The 25,631-nt window shown below is 36.0% G+C and carries 25 protein-coding genes and 1 pseudogene; 19 read left to right on the forward strand and 7 right to left on the reverse strand.

Translation table 11 applies throughout. From position 1 onward, the window contains the following. Positions 1 to 18 precede the first annotated feature (18 nt). The 10 genes from BLS02_RS12445 (at position 19) to BLS02_RS12490 (ending at position 7,640) form a co-directional block, all read left to right on the forward strand. A complete protein-coding gene (locus BLS02_RS12445) occupies positions 19 to 657 on the forward strand; it encodes a Type 1 glutamine amidotransferase-like domain-containing protein (protein WP_092493364.1) in 639 nt (212 codons plus the stop codon). A gap of 934 nt (positions 658 to 1,591) precedes the next feature. Beyond that, positions 1,592 to 2,323 carry a nucleotidyltransferase domain-containing protein gene (locus BLS02_RS12450; RefSeq protein ID WP_092493365.1) on the forward strand — a complete coding sequence of 244 codons (732 nt, stop codon included), beginning with the start codon at positions 1,592 to 1,594 and terminating at the stop codon, positions 2,321 to 2,323. A gap of 162 nt (positions 2,324 to 2,485) precedes the next feature. Next, positions 2,486 to 2,866, forward strand: coding sequence for a VOC family protein (locus tag BLS02_RS12455; protein ID WP_092493366.1), 381 nt, complete (start codon positions 2,486 to 2,488; stop codon positions 2,864 to 2,866). Between the two features lie 19 nt (positions 2,867 to 2,885). Further along, positions 2,886 to 3,425 carry a GNAT family N-acetyltransferase gene (locus BLS02_RS12460; protein WP_092493367.1) on the forward strand — a complete coding sequence of 180 codons (540 nt, stop codon included), beginning with the start codon at positions 2,886 to 2,888 and terminating at the stop codon, positions 3,423 to 3,425. Between the two features lie 13 nt (positions 3,426 to 3,438). After that, positions 3,439 to 4,050 (forward strand): DUF3267 domain-containing protein, encoded by a 612-nt coding sequence (locus BLS02_RS12465; RefSeq protein WP_092493368.1) that lies wholly within the window; start codon positions 3,439 to 3,441, stop codon positions 4,048 to 4,050. Positions 4,051 to 4,071: 21 nt separating this feature from the next. Next, positions 4,072 to 4,638 carry a maltose acetyltransferase domain-containing protein gene (locus BLS02_RS12470; RefSeq protein WP_092493369.1) on the forward strand — a complete coding sequence of 189 codons (567 nt, stop codon included), beginning with the start codon at positions 4,072 to 4,074 and terminating at the stop codon, positions 4,636 to 4,638. Positions 4,639 to 4,688: 50 nt separating this feature from the next. Next, positions 4,689 to 5,090 carry a DUF6157 family protein gene (locus BLS02_RS19205; RefSeq protein ID WP_092493370.1) on the forward strand — a complete coding sequence of 134 codons (402 nt, stop codon included), beginning with the start codon at positions 4,689 to 4,691 and terminating at the stop codon, positions 5,088 to 5,090. A 518-nt stretch (positions 5,091 to 5,608) separates the two neighbouring features. After that, complete coding sequence (locus BLS02_RS12480) at positions 5,609 to 6,367, forward strand: cytochrome c biogenesis CcdA family protein (protein ID WP_092493371.1); 759 nt, start codon at positions 5,609 to 5,611, stop codon at positions 6,365 to 6,367. Between the two features lie 16 nt (positions 6,368 to 6,383). After that, positions 6,384 to 6,989: a peroxiredoxin family protein gene (locus BLS02_RS12485; RefSeq protein ID WP_092493372.1), complete on the forward strand. Its 606-nt coding sequence runs from the start codon at positions 6,384 to 6,386 to the stop codon at positions 6,987 to 6,989. 81 nt (positions 6,990 to 7,070) lie between these two features. Further along, a complete protein-coding gene (locus BLS02_RS12490; RefSeq protein WP_254788769.1) occupies positions 7,071 to 7,640 on the forward strand; it encodes a class I SAM-dependent methyltransferase in 570 nt (189 codons plus the stop codon). Between the two features lie 209 nt (positions 7,641 to 7,849). Here the strand turns inward: BLS02_RS12490 and BLS02_RS12495 are convergent, their stop codons facing one another. Continuing rightward, positions 7,850 to 8,974 carry an MBL fold metallo-hydrolase gene (locus BLS02_RS12495; RefSeq protein ID WP_092493374.1) on the reverse strand — a complete coding sequence of 375 codons (1,125 nt, stop codon included), beginning with the start codon at positions 8,972 to 8,974 and terminating at the stop codon, positions 7,850 to 7,852. 302 nt (positions 8,975 to 9,276) lie between these two features. After that, on the reverse strand, positions 9,277 to 10,833 hold the full coding sequence (locus BLS02_RS12500; protein ID WP_092493375.1) for an ABC-F family ATP-binding cassette domain-containing protein: 1,557 nt from the start codon (positions 10,831 to 10,833) through the stop codon (positions 9,277 to 9,279). Between the two features lie 181 nt (positions 10,834 to 11,014). Between BLS02_RS12500 and BLS02_RS12505 the strand changes: the two genes are divergently transcribed. After that, complete coding sequence (locus BLS02_RS12505) at positions 11,015 to 11,851, forward strand: protein-glutamine gamma-glutamyltransferase (protein ID WP_092493376.1); 837 nt, start codon at positions 11,015 to 11,017, stop codon at positions 11,849 to 11,851. Between the two features lie 32 nt (positions 11,852 to 11,883). Here BLS02_RS12505 and BLS02_RS12510 read toward each other — a convergent pair whose 3' ends face one another. Beyond that, positions 11,884 to 12,831: a GGDEF domain-containing protein gene (locus BLS02_RS12510; RefSeq protein WP_092493377.1), complete on the reverse strand. Its 948-nt coding sequence runs from the start codon at positions 12,829 to 12,831 to the stop codon at positions 11,884 to 11,886. A 181-nt stretch (positions 12,832 to 13,012) separates the two neighbouring features. On the opposite strand from BLS02_RS12510, the gene BLS02_RS12515 reads away from it, so the two are divergent. Further along, the gene (locus BLS02_RS12515) at positions 13,013 to 13,831 is read left to right on the forward strand and encodes a YitT family protein (RefSeq protein ID WP_092493378.1); all 819 of its coding nucleotides are present in this window, start codon (positions 13,013 to 13,015) and stop codon (positions 13,829 to 13,831) included. Between the two features lie 626 nt (positions 13,832 to 14,457). On the opposite strand, the gene BLS02_RS18995 is transcribed toward BLS02_RS12515, so the two are convergent. After that, positions 14,458 to 14,598 (reverse strand): hypothetical protein, encoded by a 141-nt coding sequence (locus BLS02_RS18995; RefSeq protein WP_175559492.1) that lies wholly within the window; start codon positions 14,596 to 14,598, stop codon positions 14,458 to 14,460. A gap of 310 nt (positions 14,599 to 14,908) precedes the next feature. Between BLS02_RS18995 and BLS02_RS12525 the strand changes: the two are divergent. After that, positions 14,909 to 15,148, forward strand: a pseudogene (locus BLS02_RS12525) (YitT family protein); the annotation flags it as partial. Between the two features lie 514 nt (positions 15,149 to 15,662). Here BLS02_RS12525 and BLS02_RS12530 read toward each other — a convergent pair. Then, positions 15,663 to 16,157 carry a DUF1259 domain-containing protein gene (locus tag BLS02_RS12530; RefSeq protein ID WP_245736139.1) on the reverse strand — a complete coding sequence of 165 codons (495 nt, stop codon included), beginning with the start codon at positions 16,155 to 16,157 and terminating at the stop codon, positions 15,663 to 15,665. Positions 16,158 to 16,364: 207 nt separating this feature from the next. Between BLS02_RS12530 and BLS02_RS12535 the strand changes: the two genes are divergently transcribed. The 3 genes from BLS02_RS12535 (at position 16,365) to BLS02_RS12545 (ending at position 20,408) form a co-directional block, all read left to right on the forward strand. Beyond that, positions 16,365 to 17,201: an SDR family NAD(P)-dependent oxidoreductase gene (locus BLS02_RS12535; RefSeq protein WP_092493380.1), complete on the forward strand. Its 837-nt coding sequence runs from the start codon at positions 16,365 to 16,367 to the stop codon at positions 17,199 to 17,201. A gap of 1 nt (position 17,202) precedes the next feature. Beyond that, positions 17,203 to 18,744, forward strand: a complete 1,542-nt coding sequence (locus BLS02_RS12540; protein ID WP_217633962.1) for an AMP-binding protein — start codon at positions 17,203 to 17,205, stop codon at positions 18,742 to 18,744. A 506-nt stretch (positions 18,745 to 19,250) separates the two neighbouring features. Next, positions 19,251 to 20,408, forward strand: a complete 1,158-nt coding sequence (locus BLS02_RS12545; protein WP_439144718.1) for a PQQ-dependent sugar dehydrogenase — start codon at positions 19,251 to 19,253, stop codon at positions 20,406 to 20,408. 48 nt (positions 20,409 to 20,456) lie between these two features. On the opposite strand, the gene BLS02_RS12550 is transcribed toward BLS02_RS12545, so the two are convergent. Further along, a complete protein-coding gene (locus BLS02_RS12550) occupies positions 20,457 to 22,697 on the reverse strand; it encodes an outer membrane protein assembly factor BamB family protein (RefSeq protein WP_092493382.1) in 2,241 nt (746 codons plus the stop codon). A gap of 193 nt (positions 22,698 to 22,890) precedes the next feature. Beyond that, positions 22,891 to 23,379 carry a YusW family protein gene (locus tag BLS02_RS12555; RefSeq protein WP_092493383.1) on the reverse strand — a complete coding sequence of 163 codons (489 nt, stop codon included), beginning with the start codon at positions 23,377 to 23,379 and terminating at the stop codon, positions 22,891 to 22,893. Between the two features lie 315 nt (positions 23,380 to 23,694). Here BLS02_RS12555 and BLS02_RS12560 point away from each other — a divergent pair, with 315 nt between their 5' ends. The 3 genes from BLS02_RS12560 to BLS02_RS12570 all read left to right on the forward strand — a co-directional run bounded on the left by BLS02_RS12560 (position 23,695) and on the right by BLS02_RS12570 (position 25,619). Further along, the gene (locus BLS02_RS12560) at positions 23,695 to 24,114 is read left to right on the forward strand and encodes a GNAT family N-acetyltransferase (RefSeq protein ID WP_092493384.1); all 420 of its coding nucleotides are present in this window, start codon (positions 23,695 to 23,697) and stop codon (positions 24,112 to 24,114) included. A gap of 351 nt (positions 24,115 to 24,465) precedes the next feature. After that, positions 24,466 to 24,948, forward strand: a complete 483-nt coding sequence (locus tag BLS02_RS12565) for a YjdJ family protein (protein ID WP_092493385.1) — start codon at positions 24,466 to 24,468, stop codon at positions 24,946 to 24,948. A 215-nt stretch (positions 24,949 to 25,163) separates the two neighbouring features. Next, entirely contained in the window at positions 25,164 to 25,619 is a 456-nt protein-coding gene (locus BLS02_RS12570; protein ID WP_092493386.1) for a hypothetical protein, read from the forward strand. Positions 25,620 to 25,631: the final 12 nt, after the last annotated feature.

Here is a 25,631-nt window from a genome sequence, read left to right on the forward strand (position 1 = left end):
GCTTTAAGGAGTGAAATTTTGAAAAATAGACATCTATTTATATTTGGTGGGAGTCCACCGTTCAGTAAAAAATTTGGCGAAAAGTTTGCTGATCTTGCGCTTAGTAACAAAGGTAAGGTTGCTATCCTATTCATCGAGAGGGATGGCTGGGAAGAGTATATGCAAATATACACTAGTATACTGGAAGAATATTATGTAGAGAGATTTGTTTATTTACCGCTCTCGCCAAATACCAATCATTCTACTCTAGAGGAGTTAAGTTCTTGTACAGGAGTAATTATTTCGGGTGGAGAAACGGAGCTTTACCGTGACTATATAGTTGATACACCAATAGGCCAACATATCATAGAACTGTATGAAAATGGAGCCCCAGTTGCAGGGTTTTCAGCAGGAGCTTTAATTAGTCCTTCGAATTGCGTCATACCACCTATAGATAATTCCAGGAATGAGCATCTCTTCCTCAACGGATTGGGACTTATAAAAGATTGTGTAATAAGTGTTCACTTCTCTAAATGGGAAGAAGAAGAAAATTTAAAGGCAGCGTTAGCAAGAGTGAATGCTCCAATTGGTTACGGAATTGATGACGATGAAGGATTATATTTTGAAAATGAAGTCCTTTCAGAAACAGCAGGAGATAATTACTATATTTTTAAGTAACAAAAGCGCAAGCGCCTGTTCAGCGCCGTATGGACTGGACTGACCCGTGGGAGATAAAGGATACACGAAGAGCGTAAGCGATTCGATGTTGACTTATCGTAGACACGGGGAGGGAAGTCCACTAGGCGCTAGGCGCTGGAGCTGGACGTGGCTGATTCGGGAGTCCAGTTATCCACTGCACTTATATTTTATAGTTTCCTAAACAGCAAGAAAAATAGAGTTTTGTTAATAAGCTAGCAGTAAAGGGAGGAACATAAAATCGGTAATGTAGAATTGTCCTTAATAATAATTACAGGAATACTTATTCTTTTACTTAGTCTGCTATACTCCAGATATTTTCTAATAAATACTTTGGTTGTCTTCATCATCTTATCTGTAGAATTTGCCTTTGCCGTGTTTGTAGGTAATCGCCTGAGTTATATTTTTGGTGCGGATGGCTCTGGTTTAATTTTATTCCCAGCATTTGTTCTGATTATCTTCTGCTTATTACTTATCTTGAACATATTTTTCTTTCAGCCAAAAAATAAACATTAGTTTAATTATGACGTGTAGAGGGATGTTCATCTCTTTAACAAAAATTTAAAGTTGATCATCATATCTTCCTTAATAGTCTTATTTCTTGTTCTATATTTTTCAATGTCTTTTTCCAATCAATTAGTCATTCGTCGTACTATCTTTTTTAATGGCTATCCAATTAGTGCTATTACTGCTGATATACAAAATGAACATGACTCTCAAGATAAAACATATGGTGATTGTTACGTTATCCATAACCCTGAAGTGAGCGACGGTCCCGAAAAATCAGTGCCTAGTGTTTGTATGAAGAAAAGTAAGTTTGGATTCTATTATGACGTTATAATTGGCGTTCACTAAATTAGCCGTAATTAGGAATTCGTTACTTTCGAAATTAGAGTATATGTAAGAGGTGTGGACAATGGGAGAACTAAAAAAGCTAAGTCCAATTAAAGCGGCACAGACGTTTATAAATATGCAATTTCCAAATTGTGATGGAGGTTTATTGGCTGGCAGTGTGGTTCGTGGTGAAGCAACAGAAACATCAGATCTTGACATTGTAATATTTGATGATAACTTCAGTTCTTCATATAGAGAATCGCTAATTGATTTAGGCTGGAAAATAGAAATATTTGCTCATAACCTAATCTCTTATAAAGCGTTTTTTAAAAGTGACTATGAAAGAGCTAGACCTTCCATGCCTAGAATGGTATCAGAAGGTATTGTTTTAAAAGATAATGGGGTAGTCGAGGCCATAAAAAACGAGGCAAATGAATTAATAGCTAAAGGTCCAGAACAATGGTTAACAGAAACAATAGAGACAAAACGATACTTTATTACTGATACACTCGATGATTTTATCGGTTGCGATAGTAGAGCAGAAGGAATATTTATAGCCAATACGCTTGCTGAATTGGTAAGCGAATTTGTACTTAGGACAAATCATAGGTGGATTGGTGCGTCTAAATGGATTGTACGTTCATTAAGAGATTATGATGTTGAGTTTGCAGAACGTTTTGTTAAGGCATTTGATGATTTTTATAAAACTGGTGAAAAAAAGCAACTAATCCAGTTTGTTGACATTGTGCTATTACCTTACGGTGGACGTCTGTTTGATGGCTTTTCATTAGGAAAGAATGATCCTTGTCCATAATTTATTTTTGCTGTCATAAACTGTTCTAGTTATTGTTTCATTATTTATTATGTTTTTTAAAAGAAACAAGCGATGAAGCAGAGTAGAAGAAAAACTAGATAAGTTACTGTCCGAAAAAGAAAAGTAAACTTATTAAAAATTAATGTAAAGGAGCTAATTTATATGACTAAACCACTATTAGGAGGCATGGAGGGAGTATTCATTCCAGTAAAAGACCCGAAATTATCAGCCAAATGGTATGAAGAAAAACTAGGCCTTACACTTAACTACATTGAAGAAGAAGCCGCTGTTATGAATATTTCAGCAGCGTCTCAAACAGTAATATGTCTTGTAAGAACATTAGATTATCAGCCAATGAAGTTTCCTGATAATAATTTTGGTGTAGGTAAATATTATAATTTCATTTCTAATGGAGATATTGAAGAAACCTATCAATTGTTGTGTGAAAAGAATGTCAACGTTAATGACATTGGCGGAGAAGGAAACACTAAATATTTTACTTTTTATGATTTAGATGGCAATCCACTAGGCGTTTGCCAATAGTGAGTAAGGGCTATATGTTATGTTATTTCAGAATGATAGCTTAAGAGTTCGCGAAATAGAAGAAAAAGATAAACATATATTAGCAAAGTGGCTTTCCGACCCACAAGTTCTTGAGTTTTATGAGGGACGGGATAAACCTTTTGATTTAGACAAAATTAAGAAAGAGTTTTATACCTCAGAAAATGATGCTGTTAAATGTATTGTAGAGTTTAAAGGAACTAGAATTGGATATATTCAATTTTATCAACTGGATGGTGAAACGAAAAAGATCTATGGCAATCATAATGAAGAGGAGAATATTTACGGGATAGACCAGTTCATAGGCGAAGTAGACTACTGGAATAAGGGAATCGGGACGTTACTTGTTTCGTCTATGGTTACCTATTTAGTCAAGGATAAAAAGGCGGACCGAGTAGTAATGGACCCTCAAACAAGAAATGTTAGAGCTATAAAGTGTTATGAAAAATGTGGCTTTAAAAAAATTAAAGTTCTCCCTAAGCGTGAATTTCATGAGGGAGTACATCAGGATTGCTGGCTGATGGAAATTGAATGTTGTTAGGGGGGGTGACTTTATGAAAATACAAAATAAAATGCCAGAGGCTGATGAACAATTACATTTAAACCTAGTCAATAACGACTGGATTCCCATGAAAGAACCTAAGAGTGTTTGGGCTGCTACAGTATTATCTATTCCTTTCATGCTTTTAAATGCCATAATTAGCATTAGTATATTAAATGTCTTTTCAACTATTACCTTGAGCGAATTTGGGTTGTCATCAGATTCCATATCAATAACAATCAATTTAGATGTAATTATATGGATATTTTCACTTATCATCTTACACGAACTGCTTCATTTGACGTTCATACCGAACTTTATTAAATCTCAGAAAACGTTTATTGGACTTACACCGTTTGGTGGTTATGTACTAACCGAAGAAGAAATATTAAAATCAAGATATATAGTAGTCACTATTGCCCCATTCGTTTTAATTTCAATCATTTTGCCAATTGTTTTAAGTCTAATCGGAATTTTAACACCTACAATAAAAATTCTTATATTGTTAAATGCTATGGCATCTTCAGTGGATATACTTAATGTCGTTCTTTTATTAACTCAAGTGCCAAGAAAAACAATTTTAACAAATAACGGAACAAAGACTTATTGGAAAAAGACGACGTAATTTGATAGAAGGAGCTCAATTATGAATAAAACTGAAAAAGAGAAGATGTTGAGTGGCGAACTTTATAACCCCGATGATTCTGAATTAGTAAGAGAAAGATTGAATGCCAGAAGGTTAACAAGGTTATATAATGAATCAATTGAAACGGATGACAACAGAAGAACCGAATTATTAAAAGAGCTGTTTGGTAAAACAGGAAACAAATTTTACATAGAGCCAACGTTTCGTTGTGATTATGGTTACAATATACATGTTGGCGAAAATTTTTATGCTAACTTTAACTGTGTATTGTTGGATGTCTGTGAAATTCGAATAGGTGAAAACTGCTTTATTGCGCCGGGTGTACATATATATACAGCGACACATCCATTAAATGCCTATGAGAGAATATCAGGTTTAGAATATGGAATACCTGTTATTATCGGTCACAATGTCTGGATAGGTGGAGGAGCTATTATAAATCCTGGAGTTAAAATAGGTGATAATGTTGTTGTCGCTTCAGGCGCAGTTGTTACAAAAGATGTGCCAGATAACGTTGTGACAGGTGGAAATCCTGCGAAAATAATAAAGGAAATTGAAAATGGATGACTGTTAATTATCAATAAAGCATACTCTGATCCTACTAAGGAGGTTATTTTATTAGTTATAAAGACACGTTCATTATAATTTCTGAGGATTCAACAGTTGATTCTGCTATTATACCTCTCCCAAGAAACGGAAAGCCTACTGTCGCTTCCATCGAATATGATTTAATCAAAAATAATCCTTACAAATATACTCAAGAAGATGTACAATTTAAAACTTATTTGATCAAGAAACAAATCGGATTAACTAATCTAGATGAACTACGTAAGCAATTTTTTTCAAAACCTAAAGCCTGTTTCAGAGCTTCTCCATTAGTAAAAAAATATGGATGGGGAATACATTATGACGGTCAAGGGAAAATCGCGATGTTTGAAGTGAATAGTTATAAATATAATGAACTTCTTAATTCGAATAATATTTCTTTGTTAAAAGGAATGCGTTCAAAAAGAAAATAAACAATTCTTTTAGCGGAATGAGATTCTTTGCTTACTTGCCGGAACCTCATTCCGCTAAATGTTTTTTTAATCCCAATACTCTACTGATTTTAAAGGTTCCGCTTCCTCCCTCTTGGAACAGCCTTCCTCTCTCTAGCGGAATAAGGATTCACATTGCTTACTTTGCGCGCGTCTTAAACTTATTCCAGGTTAATTCATTATTCACGAGTCATTATTCTTTTGTCACCACTTTGTCATAGACTTATTGCATCAAAAATCCTTACTTTCATCAAACTTTCACATAGAAATTGTAATCTGTGATTAGAAAGATTCAAATTCGTCATGTATCGGCTGGGTAAATAAGCATGACAAAGCGATTCAGATGCTAATATGAAGTGAAACCATACATAGAAGGATTAACTTTTTTATTTCCTTATATCTAAATCGTAACTAGCAATTATATTATTGGATCTTAACTTATTGTTGTTTCACTATAATTTTCTAAATAAACATTCTTAAACACAGAAAGAGGGATTTTAATGCTGGGAATTGAAGCTGACACAATGTTAATCGCAGGAATGTTTTTAGCGATAGGAGCAGGAGCACTATCTTTTTTGTCACCTTGTGTTTTACCAATTTTTCCTGCTTATCTATCGTATATCACCGGGATAAGTGTTAAAGAGTTACAAGGAAATCAGAACACTAAAATACGTCGTCAGTTATTGAGTCATTCTGCTTTCTTTTTACTAGGGGTTTCGTTAGTATTTATCAGCTTGGGTGCAGGCGCTTCATTTTTGGGTCAATGGATTCAAGATTTACTACTAGGTGATTCTGGATTGTTTCTTCAACGTATTGCAGGGGTTTTCATTATTATAATGGGATTATTTATTGCAGGGTGGATTAGTCCAACTGCATTAATGAAGGAAAGGCGTTTTAATTATTCCAAAAAGCCGGCTGGATATTTGGGGACTTTCTTTGTTGGTCTTGGGTTCGCTGCTGGGTGGACGCCGTGTATAGGTCCAATTTTTGGATCAATTCTGCTATTAGCTGCAAGTAACCCTGGTCAAGGTGTATTCTACACTGTTATGTATGTTATAGGCTTTGCGTTACCATTTATTATTCTAACTTTCTTCCTTGGGTCCACAAAATGGATCGTCCGTCATAGTCAAGTGATTATGAAAGTAGGCGGGGTGATTATGATCATCATGGGCTTGGTCTTATTTTTTGGTCTAATGCCACGTATTACAGGATTTCTACTTGATTTAATACAAGGAACATGGTTATCAAAATTAGGATAATAGGAGGTGCATTCAAATGAAAAAATTGATTGTTATCGTACTTGCAATAGGAATGATTGGGTGGGCCGTTTATGATTTTGCAATTGCAAATGATGATACATCCGTTCAAGAAGAAGATGGTAATATCTCTGGAAATTCTATCTCAGCACCGATGGATGAAGAGGAAAATGCGGAAGAAGAGGTTGTTAATTCTGATGAAGTTGGGCTTGAAGAAGGACAGATTGCCCCTGATTTTGAATTGAAAACACTTGAAGGAAAAACAGTAAAATTATCTGACTTCAGAGGAGAACGAGTCTTAGTAAATTTCTGGGCTACATGGTGTCCTCCATGCAGAGAGGAAATGCCGGATATGCAAAAATTTTATGAAAATAAAGATTTAGAGATTTTAGCCGTTAATTTAACAGAAACTGAAAATAGTGAAGAAGATGTCACAGAATTTGTAGAAGACTTTGAGCTGACATTCCCAATATTGATGGATGAAAATTCTGATGTAGCTAATGCTTATCAAGTTCGAGCATATCCAACTTCCTACATGATTGATTCAAATGGTCGTATACAGTTTATTGCGATGGGGGCAATGAATTACGAAATGATGGTAGAAGAATTGGCAAAAATGGAATAACATTTTTCTCTTGGGTTAAACAATACATGTATCGTGAATAATGAATGTATAAACCTTTTGGTAGTAAAGGAGATGCAAGTGATGTCAGATAAACGATTTAACCCGAATAAAGCAGATAAACTCTTAAGTGAGGAAAGAAAAGAAAGTCTAAAACCTAATAAAATCATTGATAAGATTGGTATTCGTGAACGGGATAGAGTTGCCGATCTTGGCGCTGGTAATGGATTTTTTACCATCCCAATAGCAGAAAGAACAAATGAAGTGGTTTATGCTGTCGATATCGAGTCCCAAATGCTTAAATTGCTGGAAAAACGTGCAGATGAACAACAAATTGAAAATATTCAATACATCGTTAGTGATTTAGAAGGCATTAATTTGAAAGATGATTCAGTGAACAAGGTTTTGGTGGCATTTGTTATTCATGAAGTTGAGAGTATTAAAAATGCACTTAATGAAATTAAACGAATTTTAAAGCCTGGTGGAGAAATCATGATTATTGAATGGGAGGCCATTGAAACCAAATCAGGTCCGCCTCTTAATCATCGTATTTCTTCTACTAAAATGATGGATATACTACGGAATAATGACTTTAAGGCAGATCTTATTCCTTTAAATGATACTAATTATGCTGTTAAAGCTGCTCTTGCATAATCAAATTTCATGACTTGAAAAAAGAGGGAAATGGAAATCTTTTGGAAGTTTTGAAAGTATAACTACTTTCTTACCGGCGATAAGCCAGTTTTCTAAAATAGATTCCGCTTCCCTCTTTTTTAGCAGATAAGAAAGAATAACTACTTCCTTACTGCATAAGAAGGCACTCGCCATTAAGGCTTGGCGAATGCCAAGTTTTCTAATAATTTTTATATAGCGCAGCGATTTGGACCAACTTCCATTTCGCGCCTTTCATCATGATCTGGATTCTTTTTGCCCATGTTAGTGTATCGAATTTCTTCATGGCTGTTTGGCTGTGGTGGTAAATTATCTGTTACAAGGTGCCGGAACTCTTTTTCACTTTCTACATTTAAGCGATCATTCTTCTGATATAGTTCTTCTAGCTTTGCTTGAACCGTGCCATCCTCATTAATTTCTTCCATTGCTCCAAAATGAGCTGGTAACACAATTAAATCTTGTGATAAGCTTTGGTAGCGGTCATATAATGTCTTTCGTAAATCATCTACCCAATCCTCTGCTTTTCCTGCCAAATCCGGACGACCAATGGATTCTATGAATAAGATATCCCCTGTCATCAAGTATTTATTGTCTACAATAAAACTAGTACTACCAATAGTGTGTCCAGGAGAATAGAAGGAAGAAATTGCAATGGAATCACCAACTGTGATCTTTGTGCCATCTTCTAGTTTATTATAATCAAACGTCAGGCCTTCATCATCTTTTGTTGGGAAATAATATTGGGCTTTTGTATGTTTTGCTAAAGTCTTTCCACCTGAAATATGGTCTGCATGAAGATGCGTATCCAAAACATATTTTATGGCTGCATTTTTTTCCTCGGCAAAGTTTTTGTATGTTTCAGTCATCCTTGTAGCGTCAATAACTGTCGCTTCACCATCGGCAATGACCATGTAAGAAAGGCAGCCTTTTCCGATTCGAAGGAATTGATAAAGCTCTCCACCATTAGAGAGGTCGCCAATCTTCATTGGCTCCATATGTTCACTCCATGCTGTCATACCACCCTTTAAATAGGTGATATTTTTCACTCCGGCATCTTCCAGCACTTCGACACCTTTTTGAGAAGAGATTCCTTTTGCACAAACAACGTAAATCGTTTGATCCTCTGGAAGTTGCTCTTTTACATCCTCAGCTCCATTTTCTAGCTGTTTATATGGGATGTTCAGACTTTGAACATTTCGTCCTTGAATAGCCCAATCGTTATAATCTTCTTCTTTTCGAATATCTAGTAAGAAGACTTTTTCATTTGCAAGAATTTTTTGAGCTAGCTCTCTTACTGTTATTGCTTGTAATGCCAATTTAACCACTCCATTCTTATGAAGAATATTTTGTAAGCCTGAGATTTCTTTTCGGTTAGGCGCTACTTGCTATAAGTTTTCCACTAATTTTTCCTTTTACACTTCCTGTTTATACAATTACCCCTATGTGTATTTTTCTAAACTGGTCGTGAAGGTAGCAACATTTCAGATAGAACAAAGGCGCGGGAGCTGGACGTGGCTGATTCTGGAGTCCAGTTATCCACAGCACTTAAATTTTATAGTTTCCTAAACAGTAAAAAAGAAGGACTACCCTTATATCAGTGGGTAGTCCTTCTACTTTATTAAAATACTTTAGTTGTCCAGTCTTCACAATTCCAAACGTCTGTGACGATGTCCTGGTAAAATTCTGGTTCGTGTGAGATCAATAGAACACTGCCTTTGTAATCTTTCAAGGCACGTTTCAGCTCTGCTTTTGCATCAACGTCCAAGTGATTTGTGGGCTCGTCGAGTATAAGCAGGTTAGTCTCTTTATTAATTAATTTACATAGACGAACTTTTGCCTTTTCGCCTCCACTTAATACACGAACTTTACTTTCAATATGCTTTTTGGTAAGTCCGCATCTGGCTAGAGAGCTGCGTACTTCATGTTGTGTGAAATGAGGGAATTCGTCCCATATTTCATCGATACATGTTTTATCGGTAGTTTCTTTTAATTCTTGTTCAAAATACCCGATATGAAGATGATCTCCTAATTGGACAGAGCCGGAAACAGGTGTGATTTCTCCTAAAATACTTCGTAATAGGGTTGTTTTCCCGATTCCGTTTGCTCCTGATAATGCTAACTTCTGACCACGTTCCATTTCCAGACTAAGAGGTCTTGAGAGAGGTTCATCGTAACCAATGACAAGTTCATTTGTTTCGAACAAGTATCTTCCAGCTGTCCGTGCTTCTTTAAAATGGAACTTCGGTTTTGGTTTTTCAGAATCCAACTCAATAACATCCATCTTATCGAGTTTCTTTTGCCGTGATGTTGCCAGTTTACTTGTTGCTGCATTTGCTTTGTTTTTCGCTACAAAGGTTTTTAAACTGGAAATTTCTTTTTGTTGCTTATTATAAGCAGATTCTAGCTGCTGTTTTCTCATTTCATACACGCGAAGAAATTCATTGTAATCTCCCGGATAACGCGTAAGCTGCTGATTTTCCATGTGATAAATCAAGTTAACGACACTATTTAAAAATGTAATGTCATGTGAAATTAAAATGAATGCATGGTCATATTCCAGCAAGTACTTTCTTAGCCATTCGATATGCTCAACGTCTAGGAAATTCGTCGGCTCATCAAGCAATAATATATCTGGTTTTTCTAGGAGAAGCTTTGCAAGCAAAACTTTAGTCCGCTGGCCGCCACTCAATTCATCAACGCCGCGGTCTAAACCAATTTCATCTAGACCAAGGCCATTGGCGACTTCTTCAACTTTGGCATCAATGATGTAAAAATCGTTACTCGTTAGAGAATCTTGAAGTCGACCGGTTTCTTCAAGCAATTCTTCCAGCTCATCTGTACCAACTTCACCCATTTTGGCAAAAAGTCCATTCATCTCTGCTTCCATATCAAACAGATATTGAAAAGCCGTCCTGAGTACATCACGCATTGTCATTCCTTCACTTAAATCTGCGTTCTGGTCTAAATAGCCAATGCGAGCATGCTTGGACCAGGTGATTGTTCCTGCGTCAGGTTCTAATTTACCTGTAATTATATTCATAAAGGAGGACTTACCTTCACCATTGGCACCAATAAGGCCAATATGTTCTCCTTTTAATAAACGAAATGAAACGTCTTCAAATATAGCACGGTCTCCGAAACCGTGAGTCAAATCTTTAACTGTGAGTAAACTCATGTAAAACACCTTTTCCTTCTATAAGTTCCGCTTACCTATTATAAAGGTCTTTGGCCAAAAGTGATAGGGGTTAATAGCGGATTTCAAAAATGATTTAAATTTAGGGTAAACACATAGATATTTTTAATCAATTATTCGCCTATGAATGAATAGTCTATTAAAAAGATGGGGGGTTAAATATATGATTCAAATAGCAGGGAAGCCATTTCAGCAGAGTGATATATGGCATACAGGTAATGATGAAAAAATGATTATTCATGTAATGAATGAGTCCCCGACAGTTTATTCCTATCAAACCCCAGATGAATTAGCATTTGAACTAAAGCTGCGCAAGAACATCATGTTAGGTGCGAGGGCAATGAATCAAAGCAGGGCACGATTCGCAGTATTTGAAGACTCCCGCTGTAATCCTCAATATTGGATATTAACACAAGTAGGAGGATTTCAGCTCAGGCAAGGTGTAGAACCTTCTGAAGCAATTAGAGACATTTACAGGAATAGTTCTTTATATGCGTTTGAATGTGCAGGGGCAATGCTTATTATCTACTATCATTCGGTCTTAAATGTAATCGGTGAATTATCCTTCAATAAATTATTCTCAAACATCTATATTTACAGCTGGCATGCTGACACAGACCTTGGGTTAACAAATTTTTATTCCGAAGAATTCATACCTGGAGATGTTGTCTATTTTAACAATCCGGACTTTGATCCAAGAGCCTCTTATTCAAGAGGAGAAAATGCAGTATTTCTTGGGAATGGTCTTTATTTTGGACATGGACCAGGAATCCTGACCGAAGGAAAAATGATTCGAAAATTGAACAGTCGAAGAAAGCGAGGAGCTTCACAATCAGCTTATTTGATGAATTTAATTATAAGACCATCATTTAAAAAGTTGGCAGAGTACGCAATGCCATCGCGAGATCACTTTGTTCGTAAGCTACAATCTGTTATTATTGAGCACAATGAAAGTTCAATTCCATTTGATCGATACAGATATTTACTGAACGGATTCTAACGAATAAGCAGAGCTTCAGCAGCTCTGCTTTATTAATTTACCACGGTATTTTTATATTGAGCTTTATATTTATACATTCTGTCATCGGCAATTTTTAAGTAATGCTCAATGTTCAGTTTTTCAGGTTGTTCAACCAAAGGCAAGTTTATGATTCCATATGATAATGAAACCTTGGAATTAAATTTGCTTATTTCACTATTCAATCTCATTCCAATTTCCTCGGCGTTTTCCTCATTACAATTAGGTGCGATTATAACGAATTCATCCCCACCAAAACGGAAGACACTATCAAAGTTAGATCTGACTTTCGTAACGCTTTGAGCAAAGTGCTCTAACAACTTGTCTCCTTCATTATGTCCATATTCATCATTTATTTCTTTAAGGTTGTTTAAGTCAATTAGCATTAAGGTAATAGGGTGGCAGGTTCGATAGGCTTTTGTCATTTCTTTTACGATACATTTATAAAAATATCTACGGTTATAAAGGCCTGTAAGCGGGTCAGTAATACTTTGATTTTTTAGCATGTCATTTTGTTTATATATATAGCCTTCAGAAAAGGAATTTTGTCTGGTGTTCGTTAATTCAAAGAACCGTTCAATAATCATGGATGTGTTTGGCTGTATTTTGAATTCATTTAGAGCATTAAGCATGTGACGAATACAACACATTCGAGTGCTATGGGTCAGTTGTAAAATTAGTTCGACAGTAAAATAATTTGTTTCTGCAAATGCTATTCCTAATTTGAAAGCTGTTGTATTAGACGCTTTTATGAAGTTTTGATATTCAACTTCTGGTAAAAAGAATGCTTCACAATGTCTGGTGAATGTATCAGCTAATTCATTTAAATAGTTTGGATTGTTCTGAAAATACAAGTTAAACTCATCAATAGTTTTCATTTCATCATGGTGCTCTTCAACTATTGCTGATATAACACTTAATAAAAGTGGGTAGTATTCATCTTTTAACGAACTATAATTCATGAATTATTCACCATCATTTCTCGAGAAGTTTATAATAAAATTATACTATATTAAATGGAATTATTTTGCAATTATTAGAAATTGGACAGCTAAGTATTTTGGAAAAAGATATTGACTTTTATTTTTTATCCCACTAGAATTCATTAAGAATTTGTTTCAATCGGATTGGAGTGTCATGCCAATGTATCAATTATATAAATATACTGTGCTGTTTGTATTTTCAATTGTATTAGGATTCTCATTTAATATGTTTTTGCTCCCCCATGAAGTGTTGTCAGGTGGAGTTACAGGTCTTGCTATGATTTTTGGACTTCTTTCCCCAATAAACTCTGGGATTTGGCTGGTCATTTTGAACATTCCTGTTTTCATTATTGGCTGGATGAGGTTAGGGAAGCAATTTATTCTGAACAGTGTATTTTCTGTTTTTATCACCTCAGTTTCGATGCAGTATATCCCGGTTGTAAAGGTAACTGATGACGCATTACTCTCTGCGGTCTTTGGTGGTGTCATTGTAGGTGTAGGAATTGGATTTATTGTTCGCTTTTATGGATCAACCGGAGGGGCTGATATCATTGGACTTGTTGTCACCCAAAAACACGATATTCCTTTGGGTGGGTTAATTTTCGGTTTAAATAGTATTGTTGTGTTTGTCTCCGGGTTTTTCTTTTCTTGGGATCTCGCATTATATACAATGGCTTCGATATACATTACCGGAATCGTTATCGACCGCATTCATACCCGCCATATAAAATTAAATCTGATGGTGGTAACAAGTCAGGGAGATGCGCTTAAGAATGAGCTTATTGCAAATTTGATCCGTGGTATTACCGTTATGAACGGGTATGGGGCCTATTCTAATAATGAAAATAAAGTACTCTATACAGTTATTACCCGTTATGAACTGGCATTAGTAAAATCACTAATTAAAAAAGTTGACCCGCAAGCGTTTGTTAGTATCAGTGAAACGGCTGAGGTGTTGGGGAACTTCAGGAGATCGTAGCGTAAAAAACGGCAATAGTATATGTGAAGTGACTATCAAATTAGTTGATAGTCATTTTTTTATTGAATGGGGAATTCTGAATATTTTGTGTTAAAATGTACCCAGAGATTTTGAAAAAGTATACGTGAAGTGATGGAGCTCCATCGATATGAATCCTCGTTCCGCTAAATGGGAGAAAAGCGGCTCAAAGAGGGGTGAAGCGGATCCTCGTTCCGTTAATAGCACAAAATTAATGGAATATAGGGTCTAAACAGACATATAGCGGAATGAGGATCCGTCAACAAGCCCAAACGAGCAATTTATATGAAATAACGGAACGAGAATCCGCCAACAAGTATTGACTAAAGGAAACAAGGAGTTTGAACTGTAAGAAGTCTCTCTTTTCGTTACAAGAGGTTGGAAATGCCATATTCAGTTGATCTATGTGCATCTATAAAATAAAGAAGCAAGAGATAGAATTCAAAAAAGCTGCTAATAGACTAATTAGATTTATTAAATTTTACCTGGTGATTTATTCAAAAATTGATATAAATCCGCTAAAGGAACGGGGTTTAGGAATGAATTTGTACGAAAACTCCCTATTTTTATTACTAACTAGTCCTAATAAAATTGTAGCGAATTAATTGTTAATTTTTTTTTAATAAACTGCCACCAGTTACTTTAAAGTCGTGCTTTATAGTAAGGACAAGCATTATTATACTAAAAATTGATGATAAAATGGTACTTGCTATAAGTAAGGCGATTATAACATCTAACTTATTTTTCATATAAACACTCCTAGAATTACTTTGAAGATAGTTTATGCAGATTGTATATAATTAATTCAGTAGCATTGTAAAATTGCTCACCATTCAAATGATGGTTTTTAAGAAACCTTTTTTTGCTCATGACCGTAGTTAGGGTGTAAACGTTTTGAAAAACATTATGGGAGACCCAAAATATGCGTAAGGGATTAAAGATCTACGGATGTGATTACAGGCAAGGATATTGAATTATACTCATATACTGCTGTTTAGTTAGCAATAATGTGCCTTTAAAAGGCTTACATGAACTGAAGAATACATTCGCGAGAGGAGAATAGTGGTAACAAGTCAGGGAGATGCGCTTAAGAATGAGCTTATTGCAAATTTGATCCGTGGTATTACCGTTATGAACGGGTATGGGGCCTATTCTAATAATAAAAATAGAGTACTATATACAGTTATTACCCGTTATGAACTGGCATTAGTAAAATCACTAATTAAAAAAGTTGACCCGCAAGCGTTTGTTAGTATCAGTGAAACGGCTGAGGTGTTGGGGAACTTCAGGAGATCGTAACATGAAGTTAGCTTAGGAAAAACGTCAAAAAGTGACTATCAATTAGTATTGGTAGTCCTTTTTATTAGGAGTTGGAAAATAAATAACTTTGCTTGTTAAATGAGGAATTCTGAATATTTTGTGTTAAAATGTACGCAGGGATTGTGAAAAAGTATACGTGAAGTGATGGAGCCAGCGATATGAATTCTCGTTCCGCTAAATGGAAGAAAAGCGGCCCAAAGAGGGGTGAGGCGGATCCTCATTCCGTTAAAAGCACAAAATCAATGGAATTTAAGTCTAAATAGACATATAGTGGAACGAGGATCCGCCAATAGGTTTTAGTGAAAGAAAACAAAGGTTCCGCCAGTATTTCGGAGGTTTGTAGATACCACAACAGATATGCTGGAGACTTTGAAAAAGATTACTAGCCTTCTTGCAATTTTAATTGGTATTATATTAGACACTCATAAACTTTATGGAGCTGTATTATGGATGAGGACACCCATTTGAGTATCCAATAATTATATTATTATTTTTAACCGTCTAACAGTTCTAAAGCATTTGCAGTTTTTCGTGCAAATACTAATGGGGGTTCTATTGACTGAAAATGGACATACATTAACCTTGGGTCATCGAATAACCAGTGGTTGTGAAATGCAGTAAATTGAATATTTTGTTCTACTAATCTTTCAACAAATGAATTAATTTCATGTTGCAAAATGACTGTTTCTCCTAAATTGAGAGTATTTCCTTCATCATCAAAGTTCTCAAATGAAAAAAACTGTGGAAATACTAGAGGTGAATTGGTTTCACGACCCATAATGCTTGCTTCAAGGTCCCTAACACGAGAAGCAACACAAACTCCATTTGTAACGTCAGGTTCTGCATCTAAAATTTCGGCAAAACGTTCACAAATACTCTCTATATCATTTGTCTGATCATTCATATGCCTTTGTTTGTTTTTTTGTCTAGCGTTTCTAACATCATTATAGCTTCGAAGTCTATCCCGTGACCTGTCTTTATTTGACATATTATAGCACCTCCTTTTTTCTCTTATTTCAACAGTATGTAAGTTAAATTAGTTTCGAATGAGTTAATACCTATTATGAGAACAATTGGTTGAATAGCTGCTGTTTGTTTTTAAGAAAATCAATCGAAAAGATGGACTGGTATAATTGAAAAACAGTATGGCAAGGAAAAGATATTAATCTTAATAACAAATGAAACAGGTGTAATTATGCAAAAATCTAGTTTGCTGGAAGCATGTTTATTTTTACCTACATATTTAAACAAAGAGAATCTCAGAAACGAACTTAAAGGAAGGACTATCCTGATTACTGGTGCGAGTTCTGGTATTGGCGAAGCGTTAGCCTATTACCTAGCAAATCAAGATAGTCATTTGATTTTAGTGGCCAGAAGAGAGGAAAAGCTTTTGGCTATGAAACGTGAAATCGAAAATAAAGCTGCTAGCGTAAGTATTTATAGTGCAGACCTTCGAAATGAGAAAGAAATGGATGGCTTACTAACATTTGTACACCAACTGCCGGGTGGGTTGGATATACTTGTCAGTAATGCTGGACTATCTATCAGACGTTCGATCCAGGATTCGCTGGATCGTTATCATGATTTCACCCGAACAATGGCGATCAATTATTTTGTGCCGGTGAGGCTGTTGTTATCACTCATTCCTCTTCTTGAAAAAAATCACGGACAAGTCATTAATATATCTACAGTAAACGCATTGCTAGCACCAGTACCATACTTTGCTGCGTATCAAGCATCTAAGTCAGCTTTTGATGTGTGGCTACGATCAGCAGCCCCGGAATTGAAAAAAGCAGGAGTGTCAACATCAACATTGTATCTCCCATTAGTAAGAACTCCAATGATTCGACCAACAGCTTCTTATCGTAATGTCCCTGCTATGTCAGCCGAACAAATCGCCAGTATCATCAGCAAGCTCATGTATACAAAGAGGAAAAAATATCAGCCCTGGTGGTTAATATTTGGGCAATTAGCGTCGGTCTTTCTCAGAAGTCTGCCGGATTTATCAGCTAAAAGAAAAAGAGGGAAGTAACTTGAGGATAATAAAACTAGTTTATGTATTACATAAAATTAAATTGCTATCACCTCTAGGGTTGTATAGGTTGATTGTTGCCACATTTAATTGTGGAATAAATCTGATGACCCTTCTCTATTTTGCGGAAAAGAAGTATTCTGACAAAATTGCGCTAGTTGATGACAATCAGGAAATAAGTTATAAGCAGCTCCTGGCACAATCCACAAGGCTTGCTTTGGATTTGAAGGAAAATGTTCATCTTGAAAGTGGGCAAAAGGCAGCTTTATTATGTAAAAACCATGCATCGATGGTGAAGTCTCTTTTTGCTGTTTCCAGGTTAGGAGCAGATGTATACTTACTAAATGCTGAAATAAGTAAGAGCCAATTTAATGAACTGATTGACCGCCATGATTTTGATGTTCTTATCTATGACGCTGAATTAAATTCCCTTGTTGAACAATCCCATTATTCTAATGATAAGATTTTAAGCTATCATGATCACTTACCGGCCATTAATAACCTCCTTCATTCAAATGGTCATGAAAAACAAGGACTACCCAGAACTTCCACGAGTAAAATTGTGCTGCAAACAAGTGGTACCACTGGAGTTTCTAAAGATGCAGCGCATAAGGCATCATTATTTAATTATTTGAATCCATTTGTAGCTTTTATCAGTAGGTTAAGGCTTTTAGACTATAATACTGCCTATATTGGGACTCCAATCTACCATGGTTATGGATTAGCAGTATTGCTTTTATTCATTCCTTTAGGGAAGAAAGCAGTAATAAGCAGTGGATTTAATGCTAAAAAAGCCTGCAATTTGATTCGTGAACATCAAGTTGAAGTAGTCACAGTTGTTCCGCTAATGCTGCAGCGAATGTTAAAAACGAATGCAGAAGATTTGAGGAGCCTCCACTGTATTGCATCAGGAGGTGCAAAGCTCAGTACAAAACTTGTAGATGAGACATATAATCAACTGGGGGATGTCTTGTACAACCTATACGGGACCTCGGAAGCTGGTTTGAATTTCATCGCAACACCACAGGATTTAAACTATTCAGCATCTACCGTTGGCAAAAAAATAAATGGCATGCGATTAAAGGTTCTGGATGAACGTATGAATGAAGTTGAGACTGGTGAAATTGGACAATTTTGTGTCAGGAATGACTGGTCGATGAGTAACAGAAACAGCTCCTGGATTGAAACAGGTGATTTAGGATACAGAGATGAAAATGGGTACTATTTTTTGTGTGGCAGAAAGGACGATATGGTCATTTCAGGAGGAGAGAATGTTTACCCAATAGAAGTTGAACAGATACTAATCAAGCATTCCGCGGTTGAAGATGTGGCTGTTATTGGAATAAATGACGAACAATTTGGCCAACGATTAACAGCATTTGTGCAGTTAGTGGAAAATGCTAGTGCAACAGAAGAGGAGCTTCTTGAATGGCTAAGTTCTAAGGTTGCTAGATACCAGGTGCCAAAAGAAATAACATTCGTTACACATATGCCATATACATCTATAGGCAAACTTGATAAAAAGCAGCTTGATAAAGTGTAATCGTTCCACTAACTAAGTGGAACGATTATTTTTTTGGCAGTTAATAAACCAACATGGCTGCCAAGTGTACAGCCACCATCTATCATGAAAATTTGAGATTTTTGCGGACACCAGAGACCTTATTTGTTACAAATACCATCTATTAACCATGATATATGTGAAATAAGGGCTTCTGTGGCCGGATAACTTCGAAAAGACGACTTTTCTATAGAAATAGCGTCTCCTGTGTCCGCTAAAAAATAAAAGGCTTAGAAAGAATTTCGTTAAGCCTTTTATTAGCAGTTAAACCTCCGTGGATCCGAAATGTGCAGTCACCATCTATCATGAAAATGAATTTTTAATCGAGCTAGAGAGGTATTTTCATACAAAAGTATAAATCCTTTCTTATTGCATAAATGCAACTAAGGCATGGCGATATACCAAGTTTTCTAATAAATAATAATTCTATTATGTATAAATAGTCTGAAAATAGGTGATGCTAGTGACGAAAATTAAAAGAAGTTGAGGTGGTTTTTTTGAATAAAACTATATATCTTAGTTTACTAGGAATAATCTTTTTGGGAGGACTTGTATTTGCATTAAATACAGGTCAAGACAACAATGAATTACAGGATCAGGAGAATCAAGATCCTTTCCAACAAGAGGCAGTTGAAGTAACAGAGGAGACGGTTGAAGTCGTAGCTTCGGATGATGGAAGTATCAATGCGAATAACTTGTTCATACCGTGGACAATCAACAAGAGTGGCAATAATTTTTTCTTAAGTCAACGTGATGGGTCCGTGATTCAAATTGATGGAGATCTTGGTTTAGTAGAAGTTCAGGATGTTGAAGTATCAGAAGATATTCTCCATGAGGGTCAAGGCGGATTTCTTGGCTTTACTTTAGCGCCAGATTTTAATACTTCTAAAATGGCATTTGCTTACCATACTTATCAGGAAGATGGTGAAATCCTTAATAGAATTATCTCGATGTCACTCAAAAATAATATTTGGACGGAAGAGGATGTTCTCCTTGAGGGCATACCAGGTGGCGAAATAAATACTGGTGGCAGAATTCAAATCGGTCCAGATGAGATGCTATATGCAACTACAGGTGATACTGGTCAAGCTGAAAAAGCTCAAGAACTTGATAATTTAGCGGGTAAGATTTTAAGAATGGAATTAAATGGCGAAGTTCCAGAGGACAACCCTTTTGATAATTCCTACATTTACTCGTTTGGTCATCGAAATCCACAGGGGTTAGCTTGGGACTACGAAGGAAATTTTTATAGTTCGGAGCATGGTGAGTCCGGTCATGATGAGATCAATCTTATCAAAGCAGGGCAGAACTATGGTTGGCCTGTAATCGAGGGTGACGAAGAAGCATCTGACATGATTGAGCCTATTCATCATTCTGGTGATGACACTTGGGCACCGTCTGGAATGGCCTTTAATGATGGACAATTATTTGTAGCGTCATTAGCCGGTTCCAATATTTTCACTTATGATATAGCGAGCAGTGAAGTCAGTGAATTTTTTGGAGATGCAGGAAGGTTAAGAGATATTATGATTGAGGACGAGGCATTGTTTACGATCACCAATAATCATGATGATCGTGGCGAGCCAAGTGAAAAGGATGATCGGTTAATTCAAATTCCATTAACAGAAAAAGCATCCACAGATTAACATAAAAAGGTAGTTGTCCTGGAAAATGGACAACTACCTTTTTAATTTTTATCCTTCTTCTTCAGAAAGGCTCCTGATGTATTCTGTTACAGCTTTAATTTCTTCTTCTGTTAACGTACCTTCAAATCCAGGCATGTTGCCGCCTCCGTTTTTAATCTGTTGAATAATTTGTTCTGTATTCATGTTGATGTTTTGTAAATTTGGTCCATTGTGACCGCCTGCACCTTCTGCACCATGGCAGGATAAGCAATTGTTTTCATACACTTTTAGTCCTTCGTCCACGGAAACTTCATTTTTGTCTTCCTGTTTGCCTTGATTGAAGTCCATTTCTTCTTTTGCAGGTGATACCGTAACGTCGTCCTCAGGAATATCTTCCAGGGATTCATATTTTCCTTCTAATGAGAAAGTGTAGATCTTATCTCCATGCTGTGTTCCGGCAAGTGAATTTCCGGCTGAGAATATGGAGATATATTGCTTCCCATCGACTTTATAAGTGATTGGTGGGGCATTTGCTCCTGCGTCCGTTTTGAATTGCCACACTTTCTCCCCATTGGTGGCATCATACGCGATAATTCTTCCGTCATTATGTCCAGTGAAGATCAGGTTCCCGGCAGTTGTTAAAATTCCACTATATGCAATAGTATCCCAGTCATTCTGCCAAACAATTTTATTCGTTTTAATATCGATTGCAGTTACCGTGCCTCGACTAGGTGACTTTTCTACAGGCTGCCAGATACTTCCCAGCCATTCTTTACCCACTTCAAATTTATTCTCCTCATCTTCTGCATAATGGGCATATGAAAAATAATTATCATTACCCAGCACATAAAAAAGTTCTGTGTTTGGGTTGTAGGCAGAAGGTGGCCAATTTGCTCCACCTTGAGGTGACGGCTTCACGGTTACTGGTTCATCCCAAAATGGTGTGAATATATTTCCGAACTTTCCATCAAATTCCTTAGGTAAGTCTCGTTCTATATCTTCTTTCGTAATTTTTTGCGGTACAAAGGAATCCCCAATTGGGAACGGCTGAGTAGGTGATGTTTTTTGATTTTTATTTTGTGGTACAGGTTTTTCCTCAATACCAACGAGAGGCTCCCCGTTTGTTCTATCCAGTAGATATACCCATCCAGTCTTACCGGCTTGAGCTATCCCCTTTTTCGTTTCGCCATTCATTTTGACATCATATAAAACAACCGGATTAGCTGGGTCATAATCCCAAATATCGTGATGTACTTCCTGGAAATGCCATTCATATTCGCCTGTATCCGCATTTAAAGCCATTACAGAGTCTGTATATAGGTTATCTCCTTTACGATTACTTCCATCTAAATCAGGTGACGAATTCCCAGTTGCAAAATAAATGAGCCCTAATTCCGGATCAACTGCAGGTGTTTGCCAGACAGGTGCTCCACCTGTTAACCAGTTTTCACTATCCTCCGGCCATGTTTCTGATCCCTTTGCACCTGGCTCTGGGAGAGTGTAGGTTCTCCAGACTTGTCTGCCAATGTCTGCATCATATGCCGCAACGTAACCTCTTATTCCGTATTCCCCACCTGCAATACCGGTATAAACCTTTCCATCATAAAAGAGTGGAGCACTTGTGATGGTATATCCCTTTTCCCATTCATCAACTACCGTTTCCCATAATACTTCACCGGTTTTCTGGTCCAAGGCAACTAGTCTTGCGTCCAGCAAACCAATAAACACCTTACCATCTCCTAGTGCAACACCACGGTTTGCCCATCCGCAACAAAGCGTATCCAATCCTTTCGGGAGTTTAGGCTTATACTCCCAAATGAATTCTCCTGTTGTTGCATCGATTGCTGCAACATGGTTTTCTCCAGTTACATTAAACATCACGCCATCATACACAAGTGGGGTAGATTCCCCGGAGTATTTGAATTCGTGGCCAGTTCCCATACTAGTAATCCATTCTGCTTTTAGATCACTGACATTGGAAGTATCAATTTTGTTTAATGGGGAGTACCGACCATTATATATATTTCCACCGTTCGTTAACCAATTACCTGAAGGAGGCTTTATTAGTTCTTCAGGAGAAAAATCGGGCGTAACCTCTCCCGGATATTCCTTATGTTGGACTGAGAAGTGTTCTTTACCATTAGGATTTTTTTGCTTTTCGACGTTAGTTTCATCTTGGTTGTCGTTCTGTAAACCTTGTTCAGGATCCGCCGTGTCACTATCAGGATTTTCGTATTGAAATGAGAAAATACCAACACCTATTAACAGTAAAATTCCCAGTGTTACTAACCATACATTTTTATTTCGCATGCAAAACACCTTTCTTTCACGATAGTTATGGTCTAATTATTTTGTAATTTGCCCGTAAACTTGGGAAATAGTCTTTTGGGAAGAAAAAGTTGGGTGGGAAATATAGGTAAAATTGGTTGAAAAATAAAAAGCATGAAAACGAGCGTTTCCATGCCTTAAGTGTAATTATTTTTTTATCATAAAAAATACGCTTTTACATTTCATTCATCTTTATTTCATATACTTTATCCGTTCCATCTTTAAAAGTAACTTGTAATACGGCTTTTAAGAAATTGTCAGGTATACTAAACGCCTTAAGAGATGTTGCAATAGCTTCTTCATCTGTCATGTCTTGCTTCAGTTCCAGGTCTTTCACAATTGGAAATATGGCATCAAAAGCATCTGCCCCGCGTTCATCTACACTGTTAAATGGATCATAAAACTCGGATTCCACTAAATTATTATCTTTCTCGATTTCACCTTCAAATTCTTGATCATCATATATGACATCAAAGTCAATTGAAGTATAGTCAAGCTCTTCCATTCTTTTAACCATGTCATTCATCGTACTCATAGCTTCTTGGCTTTTAACATCTTCATTAGATTGGTTAGAATTTTCCTTTGAGTTTTCATCTTCACCTCCACAAGCAGTCATCACCATAGCTGAAACAAGTAATATAGTTAATAATACTAGTTTCTTCATATATATCACCTCCATAATTTTTCATTATAGTTGGCATTATGCCCAAAATCTTAAATATATATTCGCGATTTTCATAGAGAAGCTGCTATTTTCACAGATTCATGCTCAAGAAAATTCAATCGAGTACTTAGGTTGGTTATGAATAATTTCATTATTCATAACTATTATCGTTTCTAGAGGTGTAAAAGTGGCATCAATTTGATATGTTATCAAGATTTAATATATCCTATTGGGTTTCCAAAACTTCTATAAAATGTCATTTTGTAGTAGCATTGTAAAATATGACAAAATGCTGGGAATTATGGGGGAACTACTATGGAAATAATTAATCATTGGACAAAAGAAACTAGCGAATTTATAAAAAAGAAGGTAATAGACCACAACATGGAGCAGCTGCCAGACCATCTTAAAACTCCTAATAAGAACATTGGTTTTACACTAAAAGATGATATTGGAAATATTAAGGGTGGCATTACCGGAAACATGTTTTGGAATCATATAATAATTGATTTCCTGTGGGTTGATGAAAGTTATAGAAAAGAGGGATATGGAAGTATTTTGCTGAAGAAATTAGAGAAGTATGCGCAAGAGAATGATTGCAGATTGATATACTTGGATACATTTAGCTTTCAGGCTCCTGAGTTTTATCAAAAAAACGGGTACGAAATTTTTGGCGTCATTGAAGATCATCCCAAAGGTTTTGATCAATACTTTTTGCAAAAGAGATTTATGTGATTTAATTAAGTTTCTTTTAGCACGAGGACTGTATCCTAAGGGGGGTCTTATTTTTGCCAGTTAAGAAAGAAATACTTACTGCATAAGCGCAACTAAGGCATTCGCTATTAAAGCTTGGCCATAAGCCAAGTTCTCTAGATTAAACTATTCGAAAAATTAAAATATATAAATGTTATTTTATGTTAAAATAATTACAAATGTATAATCGTAAAATTAAAGATGAAATCGCTCTCTTAATAAGTGGTTATCTCGAAGTTAAAATCCTTATCTTCGACGAGACGCGGTGAGATAGTTTGACAAGATAAGCCTATTACTTATTGGATAAATTTTATTAGAAAGGCTGTGGATTATGTGTTTTGGTTTTTGGTCCAGCTTGGTATAGCATCAATCCTGCTGTTGTTTTCCACTGCTGCAACTTGGTACGAAGGTAGTGCGATTCTAAATGACCCTTGGGAGTGGAAGCATTCAACACCATTTTCTCAATTGTTCTATGACGAAGTTCAAAGCAGTAATCAAATATCACAACTTGACCATTTTATATATGCTGCTAAATTTCTACCCACTTTTCCCGTAATTATGGTAATAAGTAGTATATATTTGTTAATTCTTATTGGATACCACTTTTTTAGGAGACGACATAAATGGTTTGCGTATTATCTCTCTTTTTTAGGTGGAGGATTATTTCTACTTAGTTATTTTATCTATAACTCCCCCACTACAGGAGGAAAGATCTTTTTTTATATTTGGTTATTAAGCGGTGTTTGTTGCGCTGTAGCTGCAATAATAAGTTATTTTCAAACCTTAGATCGTAATACAAATGAAGTTATAAATTAAGTTTTAAGTTAAAGGGTACACATCATCTATAAGTTAGTTGCTAACTTTCTTATTTTGTACTAAAAAAGTGGAAAATATGTACGTTAATAAACTTTAAATCTATTTTAAAATTTCTACAATACTCGCTTCACTTGCAACAATAATATTATTTCTGTTGGGAATTCAAACAGGTATAAAACTTACTCACGCACGATTTTAACTCTAGGAGGGAAAAATTGAAAAACATATTATTAATTACATTGCTGGGTTTAAGTATTATTATGGTTGGCTGTGTATCCAGCGATGCTAAAAATAGTGTGGAAAATTATTACACTGCTTTAGTTAATGAAAATTACGACGAGGCTTTTAATCAGTTACTGATTTTCGATGAGCATTACGATAAGGAGACAACGCTAAGTGAATCGGAAGCCAAGGAGAGATTTACGGAAAAAATAAGTTATTTAGAAGAAAAAGGATATCAACTAAATGATTTTGAGATTCAGGATGTTCGAACCGACGATGTTGGCCCTCCACTGGTGGAAAGTGTTTTAACAATTGAAGTTAATGGTGATGAAAAAAAGGTGAAAGAACTTATTCAAGTTACGGAAGACGGTCTTTTTATAGATTTATCTGAAGAAGATAAATATGCTCATTACCGTGATGGGAAGATGAGTATTAGTATTAAAGACTAGATACAGTCATAA

It is taken from the genome of Virgibacillus salinus (assembly GCF_900102415.1).
Lineage (GTDB): Bacteria > Bacillota > Bacilli > Bacillales > Amphibacillaceae > Lentibacillus > Lentibacillus subterraneus.

What these genes read in the sequence shown, in the direction of transcription:
- BLS02_RS12450 (WP_092493365.1), top strand. Translation starts at nt 1,592, where the DNA reads ATGGGAGAACTAAAAAAGCTAAGTCCAATTAAAGCGGCACAGACGTTT.
- BLS02_RS12455 (WP_092493366.1), top strand. Translation starts at nt 2,486, where the DNA reads ATGACTAAACCACTATTAGGAGGCATGGAGGGAGTATTCATTCCAGTA.
- BLS02_RS12460 (WP_092493367.1), top strand. Translation starts at nt 2,886, where the DNA reads ATGTTATTTCAGAATGATAGCTTAAGAGTTCGCGAAATAGAAGAAAAA.
- BLS02_RS12465 (WP_092493368.1), top strand. Translation starts at nt 3,439, where the DNA reads ATGAAAATACAAAATAAAATGCCAGAGGCTGATGAACAATTACATTTA.
- BLS02_RS12470 (WP_092493369.1), top strand. Translation starts at nt 4,072, where the DNA reads ATGAATAAAACTGAAAAAGAGAAGATGTTGAGTGGCGAACTTTATAAC.
- BLS02_RS12480 (WP_092493371.1), top strand. Translation starts at nt 5,609, where the DNA reads ATGCTGGGAATTGAAGCTGACACAATGTTAATCGCAGGAATGTTTTTA.
- BLS02_RS12485 (WP_092493372.1), top strand. Translation starts at nt 6,384, where the DNA reads ATGAAAAAATTGATTGTTATCGTACTTGCAATAGGAATGATTGGGTGG.
- BLS02_RS12490 (WP_254788769.1), top strand. Translation starts at nt 7,071, where the DNA reads ATGTCAGATAAACGATTTAACCCGAATAAAGCAGATAAACTCTTAAGT.
- BLS02_RS12500 (WP_092493375.1), bottom strand. Translation starts at nt 10,833, where the DNA reads ATGAGTTTACTCACAGTTAAAGATTTGACTCACGGTTTCGGAGACCGT.
- BLS02_RS12505 (WP_092493376.1), top strand. Translation starts at nt 11,015, where the DNA reads ATGATTCAAATAGCAGGGAAGCCATTTCAGCAGAGTGATATATGGCAT.
- BLS02_RS12510 (WP_092493377.1), bottom strand. Translation starts at nt 12,831, where the DNA reads ATGAATTATAGTTCGTTAAAAGATGAATACTACCCACTTTTATTAAGT.
- BLS02_RS12515 (WP_092493378.1), top strand. Translation starts at nt 13,013, where the DNA reads ATGTATCAATTATATAAATATACTGTGCTGTTTGTATTTTCAATTGTA.
- BLS02_RS18995 (WP_175559492.1), bottom strand. Translation starts at nt 14,598, where the DNA reads ATGAAAAATAAGTTAGATGTTATAATCGCCTTACTTATAGCAAGTACC.
- BLS02_RS12530 (WP_245736139.1), bottom strand. Translation starts at nt 16,157, where the DNA reads ATGTCAAATAAAGACAGGTCACGGGATAGACTTCGAAGCTATAATGAT.
- BLS02_RS12535 (WP_092493380.1), top strand. Translation starts at nt 16,365, where the DNA reads ATGCAAAAATCTAGTTTGCTGGAAGCATGTTTATTTTTACCTACATAT.
- BLS02_RS12550 (WP_092493382.1), bottom strand. Translation starts at nt 22,697, where the DNA reads ATGCGAAATAAAAATGTATGGTTAGTAACACTGGGAATTTTACTGTTA.
- BLS02_RS12555 (WP_092493383.1), bottom strand. Translation starts at nt 23,379, where the DNA reads ATGAAGAAACTAGTATTATTAACTATATTACTTGTTTCAGCTATGGTG.
- BLS02_RS12560 (WP_092493384.1), top strand. Translation starts at nt 23,695, where the DNA reads ATGGAAATAATTAATCATTGGACAAAAGAAACTAGCGAATTTATAAAA.